The organism is Pedobacter sp. (genome assembly GCF_965227205.1).
Taxonomy (GTDB): domain Bacteria; phylum Bacteroidota; class Bacteroidia; order Sphingobacteriales; family Sphingobacteriaceae; genus Pedobacter.
Window position 1 is genome coordinate 4022713 of sequence record NZ_OZ245727.1, and the last position, 18732, is coordinate 4041444.

General features: G+C 37.0%; 18 protein-coding genes. 13 read left to right on the forward strand and 5 right to left on the reverse strand.

Annotated features, from left to right (window positions below):
- Complete coding sequence (locus ACO05K_RS17390; RefSeq protein WP_421945684.1) at positions 1-537, reverse strand: heavy-metal-associated domain-containing protein; 537 nt, start codon at positions 535-537, stop codon at positions 1-3.
- An 83-nt stretch (positions 538-620) separates the two neighbouring features.
- Positions 621-1025, reverse strand: a complete 405-nt coding sequence (locus tag ACO05K_RS17395) for an HYC_CC_PP family protein (RefSeq protein ID WP_421945685.1) — start codon at positions 1023-1025, stop codon at positions 621-623.
- A 94-nt stretch (positions 1026-1119) separates the two neighbouring features.
- Here ACO05K_RS17395 and ACO05K_RS17400 point away from each other — a divergent pair, with 94 nt between their 5' ends.
- The 5 genes from ACO05K_RS17400 (at position 1120) to ACO05K_RS17420 (ending at position 5735) form a co-directional block, all read left to right on the forward strand.
- Entirely contained in the window at positions 1120-1818 is a 699-nt protein-coding gene (locus ACO05K_RS17400) for a peptidylprolyl isomerase (protein WP_421945686.1), read from the forward strand.
- Positions 1819-2213: 395 nt separating this feature from the next.
- Positions 2214-2684, forward strand: coding sequence for an IS200/IS605 family transposase (gene tnpA, locus ACO05K_RS17405; protein WP_421945687.1), 471 nt, complete (start codon positions 2214-2216; stop codon positions 2682-2684).
- Complete coding sequence (locus tag ACO05K_RS17410) at positions 2681-3448, forward strand: exodeoxyribonuclease III (protein WP_421945688.1); 768 nt, start codon at positions 2681-2683, stop codon at positions 3446-3448. Before tnpA ends, ACO05K_RS17410 begins: the two co-directional genes overlap by 4 nt.
- A gap of 96 nt (positions 3449-3544) precedes the next feature.
- Positions 3545-4786: an imidazolonepropionase gene (gene hutI, locus ACO05K_RS17415; RefSeq protein ID WP_421945689.1), complete on the forward strand. Its 1242-nt coding sequence runs from the start codon at positions 3545-3547 to the stop codon at positions 4784-4786.
- The gene (locus ACO05K_RS17420; protein WP_421945690.1) at positions 4764-5735 is read left to right on the forward strand and encodes a formimidoylglutamase; all 972 of its coding nucleotides are present in this window, start codon (positions 4764-4766) and stop codon (positions 5733-5735) included. The genes hutI and ACO05K_RS17420 overlap by 23 nt, the downstream gene beginning before the upstream one ends.
- A 156-nt stretch (positions 5736-5891) precedes the next feature.
- Here ACO05K_RS17420 and ACO05K_RS17425 read toward each other — a convergent pair whose 3' ends face one another.
- The gene (locus ACO05K_RS17425; protein ID WP_157255332.1) at positions 5892-6050 is read right to left on the reverse strand and encodes a hypothetical protein; all 159 of its coding nucleotides are present in this window, start codon (positions 6048-6050) and stop codon (positions 5892-5894) included.
- A 12-nt stretch (positions 6051-6062) separates the two neighbouring features.
- Positions 6063-6623, reverse strand: a complete 561-nt coding sequence (locus ACO05K_RS17430) for a 5-formyltetrahydrofolate cyclo-ligase (RefSeq protein ID WP_421945691.1) — start codon at positions 6621-6623, stop codon at positions 6063-6065.
- Between the two features lie 135 nt (positions 6624-6758).
- On the opposite strand from ACO05K_RS17430, the gene miaB reads away from it, so the two are divergent.
- The 5 genes from miaB (at position 6759) to secG (ending at position 11574) form a co-directional block, all read left to right on the forward strand.
- Entirely contained in the window at positions 6759-8174 is a 1416-nt protein-coding gene (gene miaB, locus ACO05K_RS17435; protein WP_421945692.1) for a tRNA (N6-isopentenyl adenosine(37)-C2)-methylthiotransferase MiaB, read from the forward strand.
- A gap of 115 nt (positions 8175-8289) precedes the next feature.
- Entirely contained in the window at positions 8290-9534 is a 1245-nt protein-coding gene (locus ACO05K_RS17440) for a sigma 54-interacting transcriptional regulator (RefSeq protein WP_421945693.1), read from the forward strand.
- 33 nt (positions 9535-9567) lie between these two features.
- A complete protein-coding gene (locus tag ACO05K_RS17445; RefSeq protein ID WP_421945694.1) occupies positions 9568-10071 on the forward strand; it encodes an LptE family protein in 504 nt (167 codons plus the stop codon).
- A 53-nt stretch (positions 10072-10124) separates the two neighbouring features.
- Positions 10125-11204 carry a hypothetical protein gene (locus ACO05K_RS17450; RefSeq protein WP_421945695.1) on the forward strand — a complete coding sequence of 360 codons (1080 nt, stop codon included), beginning with the start codon at positions 10125-10127 and terminating at the stop codon, positions 11202-11204.
- Positions 11205-11217: 13 nt separating this feature from the next.
- Positions 11218-11574: a preprotein translocase subunit SecG gene (gene secG, locus ACO05K_RS17455; protein WP_421945696.1), complete on the forward strand. Its 357-nt coding sequence runs from the start codon at positions 11218-11220 to the stop codon at positions 11572-11574.
- A gap of 189 nt (positions 11575-11763) precedes the next feature.
- Here the strand turns inward: secG and ACO05K_RS17460 are convergent, their stop codons facing one another.
- Positions 11764-11952 (reverse strand): hypothetical protein, encoded by a 189-nt coding sequence (locus ACO05K_RS17460; protein ID WP_421945697.1) that lies wholly within the window; start codon positions 11950-11952, stop codon positions 11764-11766.
- A gap of 167 nt (positions 11953-12119) precedes the next feature.
- Here ACO05K_RS17460 and ACO05K_RS17465 point away from each other — a divergent pair, with 167 nt between their 5' ends.
- The 3 genes from ACO05K_RS17465 to ACO05K_RS17475 all read left to right on the forward strand — a co-directional run bounded on the left by ACO05K_RS17465 (position 12120) and on the right by ACO05K_RS17475 (position 18713).
- Complete coding sequence (locus ACO05K_RS17465) at positions 12120-12410, forward strand: co-chaperone GroES (RefSeq protein ID WP_025141798.1); 291 nt, start codon at positions 12120-12122, stop codon at positions 12408-12410.
- Between the two features lie 97 nt (positions 12411-12507).
- Positions 12508-14145 carry a chaperonin GroEL gene (gene groL / locus ACO05K_RS17470; protein ID WP_421945698.1) on the forward strand — a complete coding sequence of 546 codons (1638 nt, stop codon included), beginning with the start codon at positions 12508-12510 and terminating at the stop codon, positions 14143-14145.
- A 317-nt stretch (positions 14146-14462) separates the two neighbouring features.
- On the forward strand, positions 14463-18713 hold the full coding sequence (locus tag ACO05K_RS17475; protein ID WP_421945699.1) for a PKD domain-containing protein: 4251 nt from the start codon (positions 14463-14465) through the stop codon (positions 18711-18713).
- Positions 18714-18732 lie beyond the last annotated feature (19 nt).

Consider the following 18732-nt stretch of genomic DNA (forward strand, 5'->3'; position numbering starts at 1 on the left):
TTAAGAAAGAACTAAGTGATAAACACGAGTTTTCTTTCCGTTTACAATTGCCGTTCCGTTTGCATAAGCATCAGAATTTACCGAAGCAGCTTGTTTTTTAAATGCAGAACCTGAAATGAAATTTTTATCAACAACTGATGCTTTTACCGTTCCGTTTAAAGTTTTGCTTTTTGCATTTACGAAACGATAAACATTACCATCCACTGTCGCCTGACCTTTATCATCCACCTTAACCTGATTGAAAGTAAAATCAGCAGTTAAACCACCAACAGAAAAACCTGCATCCTGAACTTTTTTGCGGATTAAATCGATGTTAATATCTGCACCTTTTTTAAACGTTAAAACGAAGATGTTTTTATTTAAATCTGGTTTTACAGTATTGATAAAACCCAAGGTTTCTAATGATTTTTGTGTTGCATTTGAGCACATTGAGCAGGTTAAACCAGTTACTTGTAAATCTGCTGTTGATATTTGTTGAGCCGAAACTTTAACGGCAAAAAGAAGCATAATAATGCTGAATATTTTTATTGTTTTCATGATTTTTTGAATTAGAATTTAAAGAAAATGTCACATTGAGCCTGTGTCGAAATGCTTATGCACCGAAAGGCAAATGATAAATCCTAATTCCTAAAAATGCAATTGAAAACATGCAAGGCAACCCGCGTAGAAAGTGGCGGCGCTTTGTTGCTGATTTTGCTAAAAAATGCGGGAGTAATGTTGCTCAAAAATTCTAAAACCTGTGGGTGAAGAAAAAGTTGAATAGAGAATAACTTTGGCATTTCTACTTTTGCCGCAGTTTGATGGCTATCTTTTACTTTAACTGTTACCTGCGTGTTTTTACAGCAACCATCGTCTTTTATTTTCTCTGCCGGAATATCTTTGCAAAGGTTACAAGCAAGCTCACTACTGAACAACTTTACATTTTCTAATTTGCCGCCGCAAAAATGCAGACTTAAAGCCAAACCCATAACACTAACCGCATAGAATACGGCCAAAGAAAGTGCTATTTTTTGTTTTAACTTCATTATTACAAAGTTAAGGCAAAAAAAACCGAATATTAAACCTCTTTATTTATTGAATTTCATTTTTTAACTTAATTTAGCCCTAAACACTATTTAAATGAAGAAATTATTATTGTTTATCTGCATTTTCTCTGTAATATCTGCCTATGCCGCAAAGCCTAAAAATCAATATATCCGAATTAAAACGGAGTTTGGCGAGTGCATTGTGAAGCTATATAATGAAACGCCATTGCATCGCGATAACTTTATAAAACTTGCCAAGCAGGGCTATTACAATGGTACTCTATTTCACAGGGTGATTAAAGATTTTATGATTCAAGGCGGAGACCCGGATTCTAAAAATGCAAGGCCAGATTCTTTATTAGGCGAGGGCGGGCCGAAATATACCATTCCGGCAGAATTTAGAGATAGCTTATTTCACAAAAAAGGCGTTTTAGCTGCCGCTAGAGATAATAATCCTGAAAAGGCATCAAGCGGAAGTCAGTTTTATTTGGTGCAAGGAAAGGTTTTTACAGATGAGCAATTAAATAGTTTAGAAGAAAAAAGGTTGAAGTTTAAAATTCCGGAGTGGCAAAGGCAGGTTTATAAAACCCTCGGTGGAACACCACATTTAGATAGGAATTATACTGTTTATGGAGAAATTATTTCTGGCTTAGATATGGTTGATAAAATTGCTGTTTTAGAAACCGGTAAAAATAACCGACCTAAAAGTGATGTAAAAATGGATATTACCATTTTGAAAAGGAGAGAAGCGAAGAAGCTGGAGCGGGAGTTGGCGAAAGGAGTTAAGGTATAGTTTTATGTTCTTGCCATGTTCCCACGATTGAAATCGTGGGTTGAGTTGCAAGACGCATAATCATATCGCCCTAGATTTAAGAGCGGTATTGTTTATGTAGTATTGCCCATGATTTCAATCTTGGGAATGTGATTAGTAAAAAAATTACCGTGGGTTGAGTTGCAAAACCGTAAGCCTAAATCCACTATCAGTATTGCTCATGAAATATTGCCCAAGATTTCAATCTTGGGAATGTGATTGGAAGATAAAAATGGTAGATTAAGCTGCAAAACCATAAAATACTAGGTTTTACGAGCAATATCGTTCCTGCAATATTGCCCAAGATTTCAATCTTGGGAAGCAATTAGTAGAAGAAAAAATGTTAAATTCATGAACCATTATTTTATCGATGATTTATGCCGCACTCATACAACAAGATTTGGGTACCTGCAATTTGGGCAACAAAACATAGACAACATTACATCACTCCGCATATTGAGCGTAAAGTTTACGATTTTATCTATAAGCAGTTTACAGATTTAGGTTGTGTAATTAGTGCTATAAATGGAATGCCCGATCATATTCATTGTCTTTTCTTGTTGAATCCAAATAAATCAATTTCAGATGTAATAAAGCAAGTTAAAGGCAGCACATCTAACTTTGTAAATCAGGAGAAATTAATAGAAGACCATTTCTCATGGCAAACTGGTTATGCAACATTTTCTGTTAGTGAATCCGTTTTAGAAAGAGTGTATCATTACATTAAAAATCAAAAAGAACACCATAGGAAGAAAAATTTCCAAGATGAATATGATGGGTTCTTAAAATTATATGGACTTTTGGAAAATAACATAAACCATAATTTCAATCGTGGTAATCAACTATGAAAATCATATCCTATAACGTTAATGGAATTCGGGCAGCAAGTACAAAAAACTTTTTCGGGTGGTTGCAGGCTACAAATGCCGATATGGTTTGCCTGCAAGAAGTAAAGGCAATGCCATCACAAATACCTGAAATTATTGCTTTGGTTGAGCAATTGGGCTATCATCATTATTGGTTTCCGGCGGAGAAAAAGGGGTACAGTGGCGTTGCTATCTTAACAAAAATAAAACCCAATCACATAGAATATGGCTGCGGCGAAGAATGGATTGACAAAGAGGGAAGAATTTTAAGAGCCGATTTTGATGATTTCTCGTTGATGAGTTTATACATGCCATCGGGCTCGAGTGGAGATGAAAGACAGTTGAAAAAATATGCCTTCATGAAGTTTTTTGATGTTTATATCGGCGAATTGCGGAAAGAAATTCCGAACTTAATTGTGAGCGGAGATTACAACATTTGCCATACATCAATTGATATTCACAATCCAAAATCTAACGCAAATTCATCAGGCTTTTTACCCGAAGAACGCGAATGGATGCAATTATTTTTAGAAAATGGTTTTGTAGATGCTTTCCGCCATTTTAACAAAGACCCGCATCATTACACTTGGTGGAGTTATCGTGCAGGTTCAAGAGGTAAAAATTTGGGTTGGCGTATCGATTATCACTTAGTTACAAAACCAATGGAAGGCAGATTAAAAAATGTTAGGATTTTACCCGATGCAATACATTCAGACCATTGTCCGGTTTTGCTGGAAATGGAATGAATTGGTTGAACGGTTAATCGATTAAATGGTTAACTGTTTTGCAAAGCAGATTAACCGATTGCAACAATTTAAACAATTCACCAATACGCTAACCAAATGCTAATCACAAATATAAAAGGTCTCGTTGGCTTGCATCCAAAAGATAAATTAGTTCTTCGCGGAAGCGAGATGAAAGATTTGCCTGTTTTGGAAAATGCATGGCTTTTAATTGAATATGATTTAATTAAAGATTTTGGGAAGATGAGCGAAATTCCGTCTCAAATCTCAAATCTCCCATCTCAAATCTCAGCTAAAGGCAAATATGTTTTTCCATCGTGGTGTGATAGTCATACGCATATTGTTTTTGCGGCCTCTCGCGAGGAAGAGTTTGCTATGAAAATTCAGGGTAAAACTTATGAAGAAATTGCAGCTGCCGGAGGTGGAATTTTAAATTCGGCAAGTAAACTTCAAAAAGCTACAGAAGATGAGTTGTTTGAAAGTGCATCTTTTCGCTTAAAAAATATGATTTTGCAAGGCACTGGAGCAGTTGAAATTAAAAGTGGTTATGGCTTAACGGTAGAAAGTGAGATTAAAATGCTACGGGTAATCCAACGATTAAAAGGGAACTTTCCGATTCCGATAAAAGCAACATTTTTGGCTGCTCACGCTTATCCGAAGGAATTCAAAGATAACCATCAAGGTTATATCGATTTAATTATTAATGAAATGTTACCACAAATTGCCGCTGAAAAATTAGCCGATTACATCGATGTTTTCTGCGAAAAAGGATTTTTCTCTGTTGAAGAAACCGACCAAATTTTAATGGCAGGTGCAAAATATGGTTTGAAACCTAAAATTCACGCCAATCAACTTTCAGTTTCGGGAGCGGTTGAAATCGGTGTAAAAAACCATGCGGTATCTGTCGATCATCTTGAAGAAACCAACCAAGAAACCATAAATAGCTTAAAAACATCAAATACCATTGCAACACTTTTGCCTTCCTGTTCGTTTTATTTAGGGATACCTTTTGCTGATGCAAAGAGTTTAATTGCTGAAAACGTTCCGGTTGCAATAGCAAGCGATTATAATCCGGGCTCAACGCCATCAGGAAATATGAATTTTGTGGTTTCTTTAGGATGTATAAAACTAAAAATGCAACCAGAGCAAGCCATAAACGCTGCAACATTAAATGGCGCAGCTGCTATGGAAATCAGTAATAATTACGGAAGCATAGCAATTGGCAAAAAAGCAAACTTATTTATTACTAAACCAATGCCTTCAATTGCCTATTTGCCTTATAGCTTCGGCGAAACGCAAGTAGAGACCATCATTTTAAATGGCGAAATTTACAATGGATAGCCTTAAAATATATTCGCAAAGCGATGTCAATAATCTGATTATTTACCGCGATGGAGAAACCAAACTTGGCGAAAAGGTGCAAGTAACAGCTTCTTTGGATTCGCTGAAATCATCGGATGCTGAATTTGTGCTTTTGGGTATTCCTGAAGATATTGGGATTCGGGCAAACTCGGGTATTGCGGGCGCTTCTACAACCTGGCGACCAGCTTTAATGGCTTTTTTAAATATTCAGAGTAATCGCTTTTTATCTGGCGAAGAAATTTTGGTTTTGGGCCATTTTGAAATTGAAGAACCTGAAGATTCAACTGTTAATGCTTTAAGAAAAAAAGTAAGTGAAATTGATAATTTGGTTCATCCGGTAATTGAAAAAATTGTTGCAGAAGGTAAAATTCCAATCGTAATTGGCGGCGGACATAACAATGCTTATCCAATTATTAGAGGAACATCGTTAGCAAAAAAAAATCCAATTGATGTTTTAAATATCGATGCGCATGCCGATTTAAGAGAATCGGAGGGAAGACATAGTGGAAATGGGTTTACTTACGCTTTGAGCGAAAAATATCTGGATAATTATTTCATGTATGGATTGCATCAAAACTACAATAACGAAGCTATTTTAACTCAAATTGAAACAAGCCCAAAGCTAAAGGCAATATTTTTTGATGATATTTTAAAAGGTACGGGCTATGAAGATTTCTTTTCTGCAATTGGTTCTACAGCTGGTTTGGAAATAGATTTAGATTGCATTCAAAACGTACTTGCCAGCGCCGAAACACCATCGGGTTTTTCTGTGAATGATATTAGGAAGTTGATTTTAACGAACAAAAACAAATTTTCTTATTTGCACATAAGTGAGGGTGCAACACGACTATTAGATGGGAGAGTGAGCAAATTAACTTCGAAATTAATTGCTTATTTGGTAAGCGATTTTGTTAAAGCACAGGTTTAAGTTTGTTTTGCCACAGATTCGCAGATTTTCTTTCGTTTCTCGTCATTCCCGCGAAGGCGGGAATCTTAAAGCAAAATACAAGCCGCTTTAGGATTCCCAATTTAATTGGGAATGACGACTGGTCAAAATGTAAATATGCCTAATAAAGCAATTAAATTACAAATGCTCTGCTTCGTATTTCTCTCCGGCTTTCAGCATCAATTCGATTTGCTTTAAATCTTCAGCAGTAAGCTCTTCTTTTTCCTGCAATTCAAATACAGCAATCATGTTGTCTTCGTATTGTTTTTCGGTTTTAATAACGATTTCCTGTGGCATGATTTGCTAAGCTTAAAATTTTATAATTTCTGTTGGCGTAATGCAAAAGTCTAATTTAATGTCATGTTCGTTCACATCATCAATTTTTTCAATCGCAGGAGACAAAGATAAGCCTATTTTTTGAGCATTTATATTTTCCAGAAAACGGTCATAGAAACCTTTGCCATAACCAACCCGGTAACCCATTTTATCAAAAGCTAAAAGTGGGATCAAAACCATATCAATTTCTCGATTATGTATGCTTCCTTTTTGCGGTTCAAGAATGTTGTAAAGGTTCTTTTGCAAATCATTTACACCTAAATACTCATGGTTAGTCATTAAAGCGGTTTCAAAATCAGCCTTGGGAACGATTATTTTAATGTGAGGATTATTTTCAGCAAGCCATTCAATCAATAAAAATGTATTTGGTTCGTTCTTCTCAACTATTGGTAAAAAAACATGAATGGTTGCAATTGATCTAAAATCCAATGCTTGAAATTGACTAAGTAACATCTTATTAAGTTTCTGATAATCATCATCACTAGAAGATAACCTTTCTTTTAACGCTTGCTTTCTAATTTCGGCTTTTAGCATACCAACAAATTTAAAATTCTACGGCTTTAAATCAACATAAAATAATCCCTTTGTAAACATTTAAAGTAAATATGTCAATTTGTCACTTTTAATTTTATTTATGTATTTTTGCAATCCCCAAATGTTTTTACAGGAATGATTGATTTACAAGTACAGGATAAAACACACAATGAAGCTAGGCAAGGTGAGGCTTTAATTTTAGATACACCAATTAAAGCCGACGCCCGTAAGTTATACATTGAGAGTTATGGTTGTGCGATGAATTTTGCTGATAGCGAAATCGTAGCCTCTATTCTTTCAGAAACTGGATTTGAAACTACTGGAGATTATCATCAGGCAGATGTGATTTTCATTAACACTTGTTCTATCCGCGAAAATGCAGAAACAAGGGTTAGAAATCGCCTTTCGCAATTTGGGGTAGAAAAACGCCGTAATCCGAAATTAATTGTTGGTGTTTTAGGTTGTATGGCAGAACGTTTAAAATCTAAATTTTTAGAAGAAGAACGTTTGGTAGATGTTGTTGTCGGACCAGATGCTTACCGCGATTTGCCGAACTTAATTGAGCAGGTAGAAAGCGGACATAAAGCCGTAAACGTATTATTATCCCGTGAGGAAACTTACGCTGATATTAGTCCGGTTCGTTTAAATAGCAATGGTATTACAGCATTTATTTCTATTACGCGTGGCTGTAATAATATGTGCTCGTTCTGCGTGGTTCCTTTTACCCGCGGACGTGAACGTAGCCGCGATGCACATTCGATAATTGAAGAAGCAAAAAGTTTGTTCGAAGCAGGCTATCGCGAAGTAACACTTTTAGGTCAAAACGTAGATTCTTACACATGGACATCTGAAGACGGAACAGAAACGGTAAATTTCGCTCAATTATTAGAACAAACTGCTTTGGTTAGTCCAGATTTAAGGGTTCGTTTTTCTACTTCGCATCCAAAAGATATTACCGATGAGGTTCTACACACCATCGCCAAATACGATAACATTTGCAATTACATTCACTTGCCGGTTCAGTCTGGTAATACACGTGTTTTGGAGTTGATGAACAGAACATATACCCGCGAATGGTATATTAACCGAATTGACGCAATTAAAAAAATCATTCCGGGTTGTGCAATTTCTACGGATATTATCGCAGGTTTCTGTACTGAAACTGAAGAAGAACATGAGGAAACTTTGAGTATGATGGATTATGTGCAATACGATTTTGCTTACAACTTCACTTACTCAGAAAGACCTGGAACGTTAGCTGCCCGTAAATTGGAAGATGATATTCCTGAAGATGTTAAAAAACGTCGTTTAGCTGAGATTTTAGCAAAACAGCAAGCACACTCTTTAATGCGTTTACAAGAATGGGTTGGAAAGACCGTTCGTGTATTAATTGAAGGCACATCAAAAAAATCGGATAAAGATTATTGCGGAAGAGGCGATAGCGGGGCGATGGCAATTTTCCCTGCAATTGATGGTGTTAAACCTGGGCAATATGCAAATGTTTACATCGAAAGATGTACTTCAGCTACGCTGATTGGAAAAATAGTTTAGTGTTTTCGTCATTGCGAGGCACGAAGCAATCTTAATGCGGTTGCTTTAACCTAATTTGTAAGATTGCTTCGTGCCTCGCAATGACGGGGCTGGTCTAAAAATTGAAATCTAAAGAATGGATACACAAAATATTAAACAACGATTCGGTATTATCGGCAATTCGCCACTGCTTAATCGTGCTATAGATATTGCCAGTCAGGTTGCGCCAACAGATATGTCGGTATTAATTACTGGTGAAAGTGGAAGTGGTAAAGAGGTTTTCTCGCAAATTATCCATCAAATGAGCGCCCGCAAACACGGTGCTTTTATCGCTGTAAACTGTGGCGCCATTCCAGAAGGAACAATAGATTCAGAATTATTTGGGCACGAAAAAGGCTCGTTCACAGGTGCGCATGAAGCCCGTAAAGGTTATTTTGAAGTTGCTAATGGCGGAACAATTTTTTTAGATGAAGTAGCCGAATTACCACTCGGAACACAAGCCCGTTTATTAAGGATTTTAGAAAGTGGAGAGTATTTGCGTGTAGGTTCATCGAAAGTACAAAAAACAGATGTTCGTATTATTGCTGCAACAAATGTTGATGTTTATACCCGTGTTAAAAACGGAAAATTTCGTGAAGATTTATATTACAGATTAAATACCGTTCCATTGCGTATTCCTGCTTTGCAAGAACGTAAAGAGGATATTTATTTGTTGTTCAGAAAATTTGCTGCCGATTTTAGTGATAAATATCGTTCTCCAGGATTGCAGTTAGAATCAGAAGCAATTCAGATTTTAACCAATTACAGCTGGCCGGGAAATGTTCGTCAGTTAAAAAATATTGCTGAGCAAATTTGTGTGTTGGAGAAGGATAGGAACGTTAGCGGACAAGCAATTTTAAACTACATCCCTAACGAGGCCGGAAGTAATTTACCAATGGCGATAAATGCTCAATCGAAAGAAGATTTTACGGAAAGAGATATTCTGTATAAAGTGCTTTTCGACATGAAAAAAGACATGGTTGAGTTAAAAAAGCTTGTTGCCGAAATTATCCAGCATGGTGGTAATACCGCAACAGTTCTGGCTGATAATCCACAATATATTAATCAACTTTACAGAGATGTAGAATTGCCTGCTGGACAAGAGCACGCCTTTACCATTCAACACCCAACATCAAATAATAACATCAACAGCAATAATAATTCAGATTATTTTGCGCATGATGCTGAAGAAGTTGAAGAATCGTTATCTCTGGTAGATAAAGAATCTGATTTGATAAAAAAGGCTTTGAAAAAACACAAAGGCAAACGAAAATTTGCCGCTCAGGAATTGGGTATATCTGAAAGAACGCTTTACAGAAAAATTAAGGAACTAAATTTATAAGCCAATTTTTCATTTGGGTTTGAAACTGAATTTATGAAAATTAAAATATTTGCATTTCTACTTATTACTGTATTAAGCTCTTGTGCTTATACATTTAGTGGGGCATCAACCGAAGGTTTAAAAACGGTTACGGTACGCTTTTTTGAAAATGCAGCGCCTTTGGTGGTTCCAACTTTAAGTCAGGATTTTACAGAAGCCTTGAAATCACGTATTAGAACACAAACTAAACTAAGCATTACGCCAAACGATGGCGATGCTATTTTTGAGGGTAGAATTACGGGTTACGATATAAAGCCTGTGGCTTTAACATCTAGCAGTACGCCAACAGCATCTAACAACCGCTTAACCATTACCATTTCGGTTAAATACAAAAATAATATCGAGGGGCACGAAAAAGAAAGCTTTGAAGAAAGTTTTACACGTTTTTTTGATTTTCCGCTAGGAGGTTCTTTGCAGGCGGTTCAGCCACAGGCAATAGAGAATATAAATAAGCAATTAACCGAAGATATTTTTAACCGTGCCTTTGCGCAGTGGTAGCTAAAAATTTTAAAAATCGACTGCAATTTTTAACTTAGTAGCAAACCTCAACAATGAATAACAAACAACTTCTTACAGATTTATTGGCTCAACCCGGAAAAGTAAGGAAGGCACATGTGCCGGCTTTGTTGGATTTGTTAGCGCAATTTCCTTACGCACAGCCCATTCATTTACTTTTAGCCAAGGCTGACGCTGATTTCGTTTCGAAGGCAGCACTTTACAGCAATGGAAATGTTTTGTACAATATTTTGCAAGAAGCGGAGGTTGAGGACGAAATTGCCGTTGAAGAAGAAATTCTATTAAACGAAACGGATTCAAGTCTGGATTTACCGGAAATTGAAACTTTGGAAGCCGAATACATTGAAGGTGAAGAAGAACCAGAAGTTTATGAAGAGATTGGTGAAGTAAAACCGTTTGTTAAGCCAATTACATATGATTTTGTTTCGAAAAAAACAGAACAGCCAGAAGATTTACAAACAGAAATAAAAGATGATGATTACATTGAAAGTGTAGTATCAGCTGATTTTTTTGCGTTTGAACAAAAGTTGAGTACAGATGTGATTTCTGTTGCACCCAACATAGAAACTGTAATTCCTGATGAGCCTGAAAACAGCTATTTATCAAAATATGATGATGATAAAATGCCATACACGTTTTTGTGGTGGCTGGCCAAAACCAGGAAAGAACATGAGCAGATATTTCAGCCTTATGCACAACCTGCGCCTGCAGTTGCAAAGCAACAGGAGGCAAAACCACAACAACAGGCAACTTTTCAGCAGCAATATGTAGAGCATATTTTTCACATTCAAACGCCTTTTGAAGTTGCTGACCATTTAGCAGAATATCCTTCGGCTGAGGTTAAAGATGTTAAGGGTGCAGAAATTATTGAGAAGTTTTTAAAGGAAGACCCAAGTATAAGGCCACCGAAACCTGAACAAATTGATAATGAAAATAAGGCTAAGAAAAGCGCTGAAGACCATTACGACTTAGTTTCTGAAACATTGGCAAAGATTTATATAGAACAAATGCTTTTCCACAAGGCCATAGATACTTATAAAAAATTAAGTTTGAAATATCCAGAAAAAAGTGGTTACTTTGCCGACCTTATCCAATCTATAGAAAAGAAATTATAAAATATATTTTATCATGATAACCCTTTTAATCATTTTATTAATCGTTGCGTGTGTAGCTTTAGGTTTATTTGTATTGGTACAAAATCCTAAAGGTGGTGGTTTAGCAACAGGTGGTGGCACCAGCAATATGTTTGGTGTGCAACGTACAGGCGATGTTTTAGAAAAAGGATCGTGGATTTTGTTAGCCGTTATTGTTGTTTTAACATTAGGTATTACTACAATGGGCAAATCTGGAAGCACAGCTGCAACCGGTAACACAGAATTACAGGAGCGTTTAAATAAAATGCCTACACCTTCTCCAATTGGTGGTGGCGCAACTAATAATGCAACTCCGGCTGCACCTGCAAAAGCAGATACAACCAAAAAATAGTTTAAACCAAACCAAACATTTTAAAAGCTTTCCTCAAATGGGAAAGCTTTTTTTGTTTTAAGGCACTTTGGTTTTTTCTATATACCATTGGTTTCAACCAACGGCATGAATAGCAAATTCCTTTAACACATTTTTTATACAGAATTCGCATTCATTATAGGCTGCTTTAGATTCTCAATTGTTGATAGGCTATGGCTTACTTATAAGAAGGAGATTGCTTTGTGCCTCGCAATGAAGCTCTTGAACGGTGGTTGTTGCGAGGTGCGAAGCAACCTTTGTTTCTAAACCCGATTGTAGCGTAAAGCCCGGAGTGTAACGAGGACTTGCGGTGAAAGCGGGGCAAACCCAAACCGAAATGCTACTGATGTTCCTTTTCAAATCTTTATTAAGAACGAATTTATTTCTGGAGCTCTGCCAAGCTGACACGCAACATTCTGCAATTGTTTAAAAAATTGGCAAATTTGTCCCTCAATGGCACTTGGCATAATAAGTGTTAATTGTATGCTTAGTAATTAAAAGTAAACTCAAAATAAATAATAAAAAAAATGGCGTTAAACCTAAAACCAATTGCTGGCAGTTCGAACAGAGTTATTGTTGAACCAGCTGCGGCAGAAGAAAAAACTGCATCGGGTTTGTATATCCCTGATACTGCAAAAGAAAAACCATCTAAAGGAACTGTAGTTTCTGTTTCTGAAGAAGATTCTGAAGGTAAAAAAGCTAGTGTAAAAGTTGGTGATGTTGTAATTTATGGTAAATACGGTGGTACCGAATTCCCTTACGAAGGTAAAGATTACCTAATTATGCGTGAAACTGATATCTACGCTGTTGTTGGGTAAATATTAAAATGTTGTAACATTAAATGTTGCAACGTTATAAAACGGATGGTTGAATCTTTCAACTTTCCAACACTAAAACATTAAAACAAATCTCGAAATGTCAAAACAAGTAAAATATAACGTGGAAGCACGTGACGCCCTGAAACGTGGTGTTGATATCTTAGCGAATGCAGTAAAAGTAACTTTAGGTCCGAAAGGCCGTAACGTAATCATCGATAAAAAATTCGGTTCTCCGGCAATTACTAAAGATGGTGTTACGGTTGCTAAAGAAATCGAATTGAAAGATGCGGTTGAAAACATGGGCGCTCAAATGGTTAAAGAAGTAGCTTCAAAAACAGCTGATATTGCTGGTGATGGAACTACAACTGCTACAGTTTTAGCTCAGGCAATTATTACTACTGGTATTAAAAACGTTGCTGCGGGTGCAAATCCGATGGATTTAAAACGCGGTATTGATAAAGCTGTTGCTGCTGTTGTTGCTAACTTAAGAGAGCAATCTCAAACAGTTGGTGAGGATAACAATAAAATTAAACAAGTTGCATCTATCTCGGCTAACAATGACGAGGTTATCGGTTCGTTAATTGCTGAGGCAATGAGCAAAGTTGGTAAAGATGGTGTAATTACTGTTGAAGAAGCAAAAGGTACTGAAACTGAAGTTAAAACGGTAGAAGGTATGCAGTTTGACAGAGGTTATTTATCTCCATACTTCGTTACCAATGCAGATAAAATGGAAGCTGAATTAGATAGCCCATACATTTTAATCTACGACAAAAAAATCAGCAACATGAAAGAATTGTTGCCTGTTTTAGAAAAGACTGTTCAAACTGGTAAGCCTTTAGTTATTATTTCTGAAGATTTAGATGGCGAAGCTTTAGCTACTTTAGTAGTTAATAAAATCCGTGGTTCATTAAAAGTTGTTGCTGTTAAGGCTCCAGGTTTTGGCGATAGAAGAAAAGCAATGTTAGAAGACATCGCAATCTTAACTGGTGGTATTGTTGTGTCAGAAGAAAGAGGTTACAAATTAGAAAATGCTGATTTAACTTACTTAGGTTCTGCTGAGAAAGTTGTTGTTGATAAAGACAATACAACTGTAATCAATGGTGCTGGTAACTCAGAAGATATTAAATCTCGTGTTAGCCAAATCAAAGCTCAGATAGAAACTACTACATCTGATTACGATAAAGAAAAATTACAAGAGCGTTTGGCTAAATTAGCTGGTGGTGTTGCAGTTCTTTACGTTGGTGCTGCTAGTGAGGTTGAAATGAAAGAGAAAAAAGACCGTGTTGATGATGCTTTACATGCAACTCGTGCAGCTGTAGAAGAAGGTATTGTTGCTGGTGGTGGTGTTGCTTTCATTCGTGCTGTAGCTGCTTTAGCTGACTTAAAAGGTAGCAATGAAGATGAAAATACTGGTATTCAAATCATTCGTCGTGCTATTGAAGAGCCATTACGTCAAATTTGCGAAAACGCAGGTATTGAAGGTTCTATCGTAGTTCAAAAAGTTAAAGAAGGAACTGCAGATTTCGGTTACAATGCTCGTACTGATGTTTACGAAAACTTAATTGGTGCTGGTGTTATCGACCCAACTAAAGTTTCTCGTGTAGCTTTAGAAAACGCAGCTTCGATTGCAGCAATGTTATTAACTACAGAAGTTGTTTTAGCTGATGAGCCTGAAGAAGGCGGAGCAGCAGCACACCCACCAATGGGTGGCGGCGGCATGGGCGGCATGATGTAATATCATCCGCAGATAAAATTACGTGTAAAATTAAGCCCCTCAGAACTAAAGTTTTGGGGGCTTTTTATTTGAAAATCATTCAAAAAACGCATTCTACTCTGATTCAGAATGCTAGGCTGAAGGCTTTCGTGTAAAATTTTAGATAGAATAAGTTGGTTTGTATAGTTTAGTGACTTATAAGCCTTTAAAGATCATTTCTATCGAATAAAACTTTACCCTACAAATTGATTTTAAAAGTCTCCTCAGCGCTTTCATTTTGTCGTTTATTTTTTTGTGCGAAGTAATGTCTTTAATAACCCCTATTGTTAAAGATTTTTATGAAGATTTGGTGTAAACAGATTACGCGTTCCGTATTTGTTTTCTCGACATTAATATTATTTGCTTTAAACACATTTTCACAGTTAACTGTGGGTGCTGTTGATGCAGGTCCATATACGCCGGGTAGTACAATTGCCGTTCCGTTTACAATTGGAAATGCTTCTTGTGTTGCAACAACTAACACTTTTGAATTATATATTTCTGATGCAAGCGGAAGTTTTGCCTCAGAGAGAAGAATTGGCACTTACACAGGTTTTTACAGCACTTATGTAAATGGCTTAATTCCTGCTAATACACCAATCGGTACAGGCTACAAGGTTAGAGTAAAATCAACTGTACCAGCAGAAATTAGTACGGAATCAGCCGCTTTTGAAATAAAAGCAGGTGTACCAGTAAGGGCCGAGGTTTTATCGACAGTATTAAACAGCCCTGCTGGACAAGAGGCTTTTGGCACGTGTATTACCAGGGCTAATTATGATCTGATACTCTCCAATAACTCTTCTGCCAATGCTACAGTTAGTGCAAGTGTTAAAAACGAAATAACTAACGCTACCACAAATCTAAATTTAAACAGCCCTCAAAACTTTACCGCCCAACTTGCTCATTACACTGTTTTAGCCAAGGCTACAATGCCCGATGGGACTGTTGGTACAAAAGCCTATTTTATCATTAATAATCAGGCTACAACTGCTTTTGCAACTATAAATAATAATCCGGTTTGCTTGCCCTTAGCTTCTTATCAATTTAATGTCGATTTAACAGCTAGTGGTATTTTAAATAATTTTCCTGGAGATAGATATGTTATAAACTGGGGAGATGGTACTTCTACAACATATACCTTCTGCGATATACTAAAAGCGGGTGGTAAAGTTGGTCATGATTACACAACTTCGTCATGCGGTCGGGTTTCAAATACTGCCTCAGGGCCAATTTATAATGCCTTTAATGTAGCCATAAGGGTAGCAAATGATTTCTGTGGAAATTTAGGCGACCCATTGAGTGCTTACGCAAAGGTTGTAATTAAGCCAATTAATTCATTTACTTATGAAACTCCGGCATGTACAAATACCGAAATTACGTTTACTAATACTTCACAACTAGGTCAAAATCCTAATACAACTTCAGCAGGTTGCGAGCCGAACATGGTAACTTATAATTGGTATGTTGATGGCACTTTGATAGAGGCAAATAAGCCACGTTCTTACAATTTTGTTTATAGATTTTTAACTAAGGGAATCCATACCATCAGATTAACTTCTGTTAGTTCTGGAGCATGTGATGCCGACCCGGTCGAGCAGCAAATCTGTATTCAAGACCCACCAAAACCAATATTTACTTTGCCGAGTACTACAGTTTGTGCGCCAAGTACACTGGCGCCGATAAATACATCTGAAATTGATAATACCTGTAATGCTGTTCCAACTTATTTATGGACAGTTACTCCGGCAGTTTCATTTGCCGGTGGCACAACTGCTACTAGTAAAGATCCGATATTCAATTTTACAACTGCGGGAACTTATACAATAACCTTAAGCGTAACAAGTGGTGCTTGCGGCGCTGTTGTTTCGGCACCTCTAACAGTTACCGTTCAAGGTGCTGCGGCTGGTCCGGATCAAACTTTATGTACAGGTACTATTGCAACTCTAGTTGGTAATAACGAAGTCGGAGTATGGACACAAATCTCTGGCCCGTTAGTAAGCATTGATGGGCCCACTCAGTACAATACAACTGTTTCAGGCTTATCGGCAGGAAATAGTTATGGGTTTAGATGGACAATGACCGGAGGCTCTTGCCCGGGCAGTTACGATGAAGTGTTAGTTACTTATCCCGCGGCAATAACCAATACGATTACTACAAGTTCTACAACTGTATGTTCAGGGCAAACAATTACTGTAGTTGGTTCAGTTCCAACTGGTGGAAATGGTACGTATACTATTCAATGGCAAAGCAGTACGGATGGTATTACCTGGACTGATTTACCAGGCAGAAATGCAAAAGATTTGAACATTACGGTAAGTTCGGACATATATTTTAGAAGAGTTGTAAGCAGTATTGTTTGTCCATCAGAAAGTAATTCGATACAATTGGATGTTTTGCCTGCAATAACCAATAATGAAATCTCAGCAAACCAAACAATTTGTGTCGGCGCTCCAATAACACCATTAACAGGCACTACACCAATTGGAGCAAATGGTACATTTATTTACCAATGGCAATCGAGCTTTAATGGAACTACATGGACAGATATTGCAGGTGCTACGGATATTAATTATGCACCTCCAGTACCAACAGTTAGTATACGCTATCGCAGATTAGTATCAAGTGCTGCATGTTCTGGTGGTTCGGCAAATGCAAGCAATGTAGTGCTTATAACGGTGAATCAAAATGCAAAAGCTGAAATTTTGTATACTACAGATATTGGTTGTGCACCATTTATTCTAAGTCCAACCATCGTTCAGGCAGGACTTTATCCCGGCAGAAATGCAACTTATAGTTGGTTTGCCAATGGTAATCCAATTGGTACCGGCGCTGTATTCCCTGGTTATACAATAACAAATAATAATGCCAATGTGGTTATTAGATTGGTTGTAACAAGCCTTTCTGGATGTTTGGCAGATGAAATATCACATACTTTTAGAACAAGAGAGAATATTACGGTTGATTTTACTCAAGATAAAACATCAGGTTGTGGCCCATTTAGTGTTAATTTTGTAAATACTTCATCAAATTTAACGGGTTCAACATTCTCTTGGGATTTTGGAAATGGTACAACCTCAAACCTAGCTAATCCTCCACGAGTAGATTATCGTTCAGATCCAGAAGGTAATGATATTACTTATACGGTTATATTAAAGGCTACAACACCTTGCGGAGAAATTACTAAAACATCTACTGTTTTGGTAAAGGCAGCAGCAATTTCAGCTTTTTCTCCAGATAAAACCTCGGGTTGTTCTCCATTTACAACTTCATTTAGTAATACTTCACCAGGAACATACACAAGCTTTACTTATGATTTTGGTGATGGAAGTCCTGTGTTAACCGTTACGGATAAAAGCAAAGTTACGCACACCTATACAACAAATGCAGTTACAGAATATGTTGTGAAAATGACGGCCATCAATGATTGTGGTACAAGTGTATCACAATATACAATAAGGGTTTCGCCAAATAATATTATACCTGAGCTAGTTGTTAATGCGCCTCAATTAAGAGGATGCGCACCTCATACAGTCGATTTCTATAACAACACAAAAGGGGCAAGTACTTTTTACTATAATTTTGGCGATGGTGGCTCAGCAATTACAAGCTCTGCACCAGAAATGATTGCTCATACATTCACCAAACCTGGTACATATGTGGTTACTTTGTACACTTCTAACGATTGTTCAACCAATTTTACTACTGAAACTATAGTAGTGCTCGAGCAACCAACTGTAGCATTCACCGCCGATAAAACAGTTGGCTGTAGTGGCACTGTAGTAAAGTTTACAAATAATAGCAAAAACGCAGTAAGCTACCTTTGGGATTTTGGCGATGGAACTACCTCGAACCAATTCGAGCCGGAGCACACTTACTCTGGAAATAATGTGAATTATACAGTTACGCTAACTGCTACAAATATTCAGGGATGTAAAAATGTTTCTGTTTTGCCTAATTACATTCAGTTAGTTGCACCTCCTCAATCAAATTTCACGGTTTTACCCGGTAACGAACTTTCAATACCTAACTACACTTTCAATTTTAGAGATGCAAGTATAAATGTTGCTGGTAGTTGGGAGTGGAGTTTTGGCGATGGTTCTAAATCGACCTTACAAAATCCTACACACACTTACAGCAATGTTGGCGAATACATGGTTACGCTAAAAATTATTAATAAAGAAGGTTGTGCAGCTACTTCAACACAAATGGTAAGGGTAATTGGTGTTCCCGGAACTTTGCATTTGCCAAACTCCTTTATGCCGGCAAGTGCTAAAAATGAATTGCGAACTTTTAAAGCTAAGGGAAGAGGGATTGACATTTGGAAAATGACTGTTTTTAATAAATGGGGGCAAGCCTTATGGGAAACCACTAAGCTTGATGATGGTGCGCCATCAGAAGGTTGGGATGGAACTTTTAACGGGCAAGAGCAGCCGCAAGGTGTATATTTTTGGAAAATTGAAGTGAAATTTATCAATGGTAGCGATTGGAAAGGAATGGCTTACGATAATTCTTCACCTAGAAAAACAGGTACAATATATTTAATAAGATGATGAAGCGAAGTTGGATTAA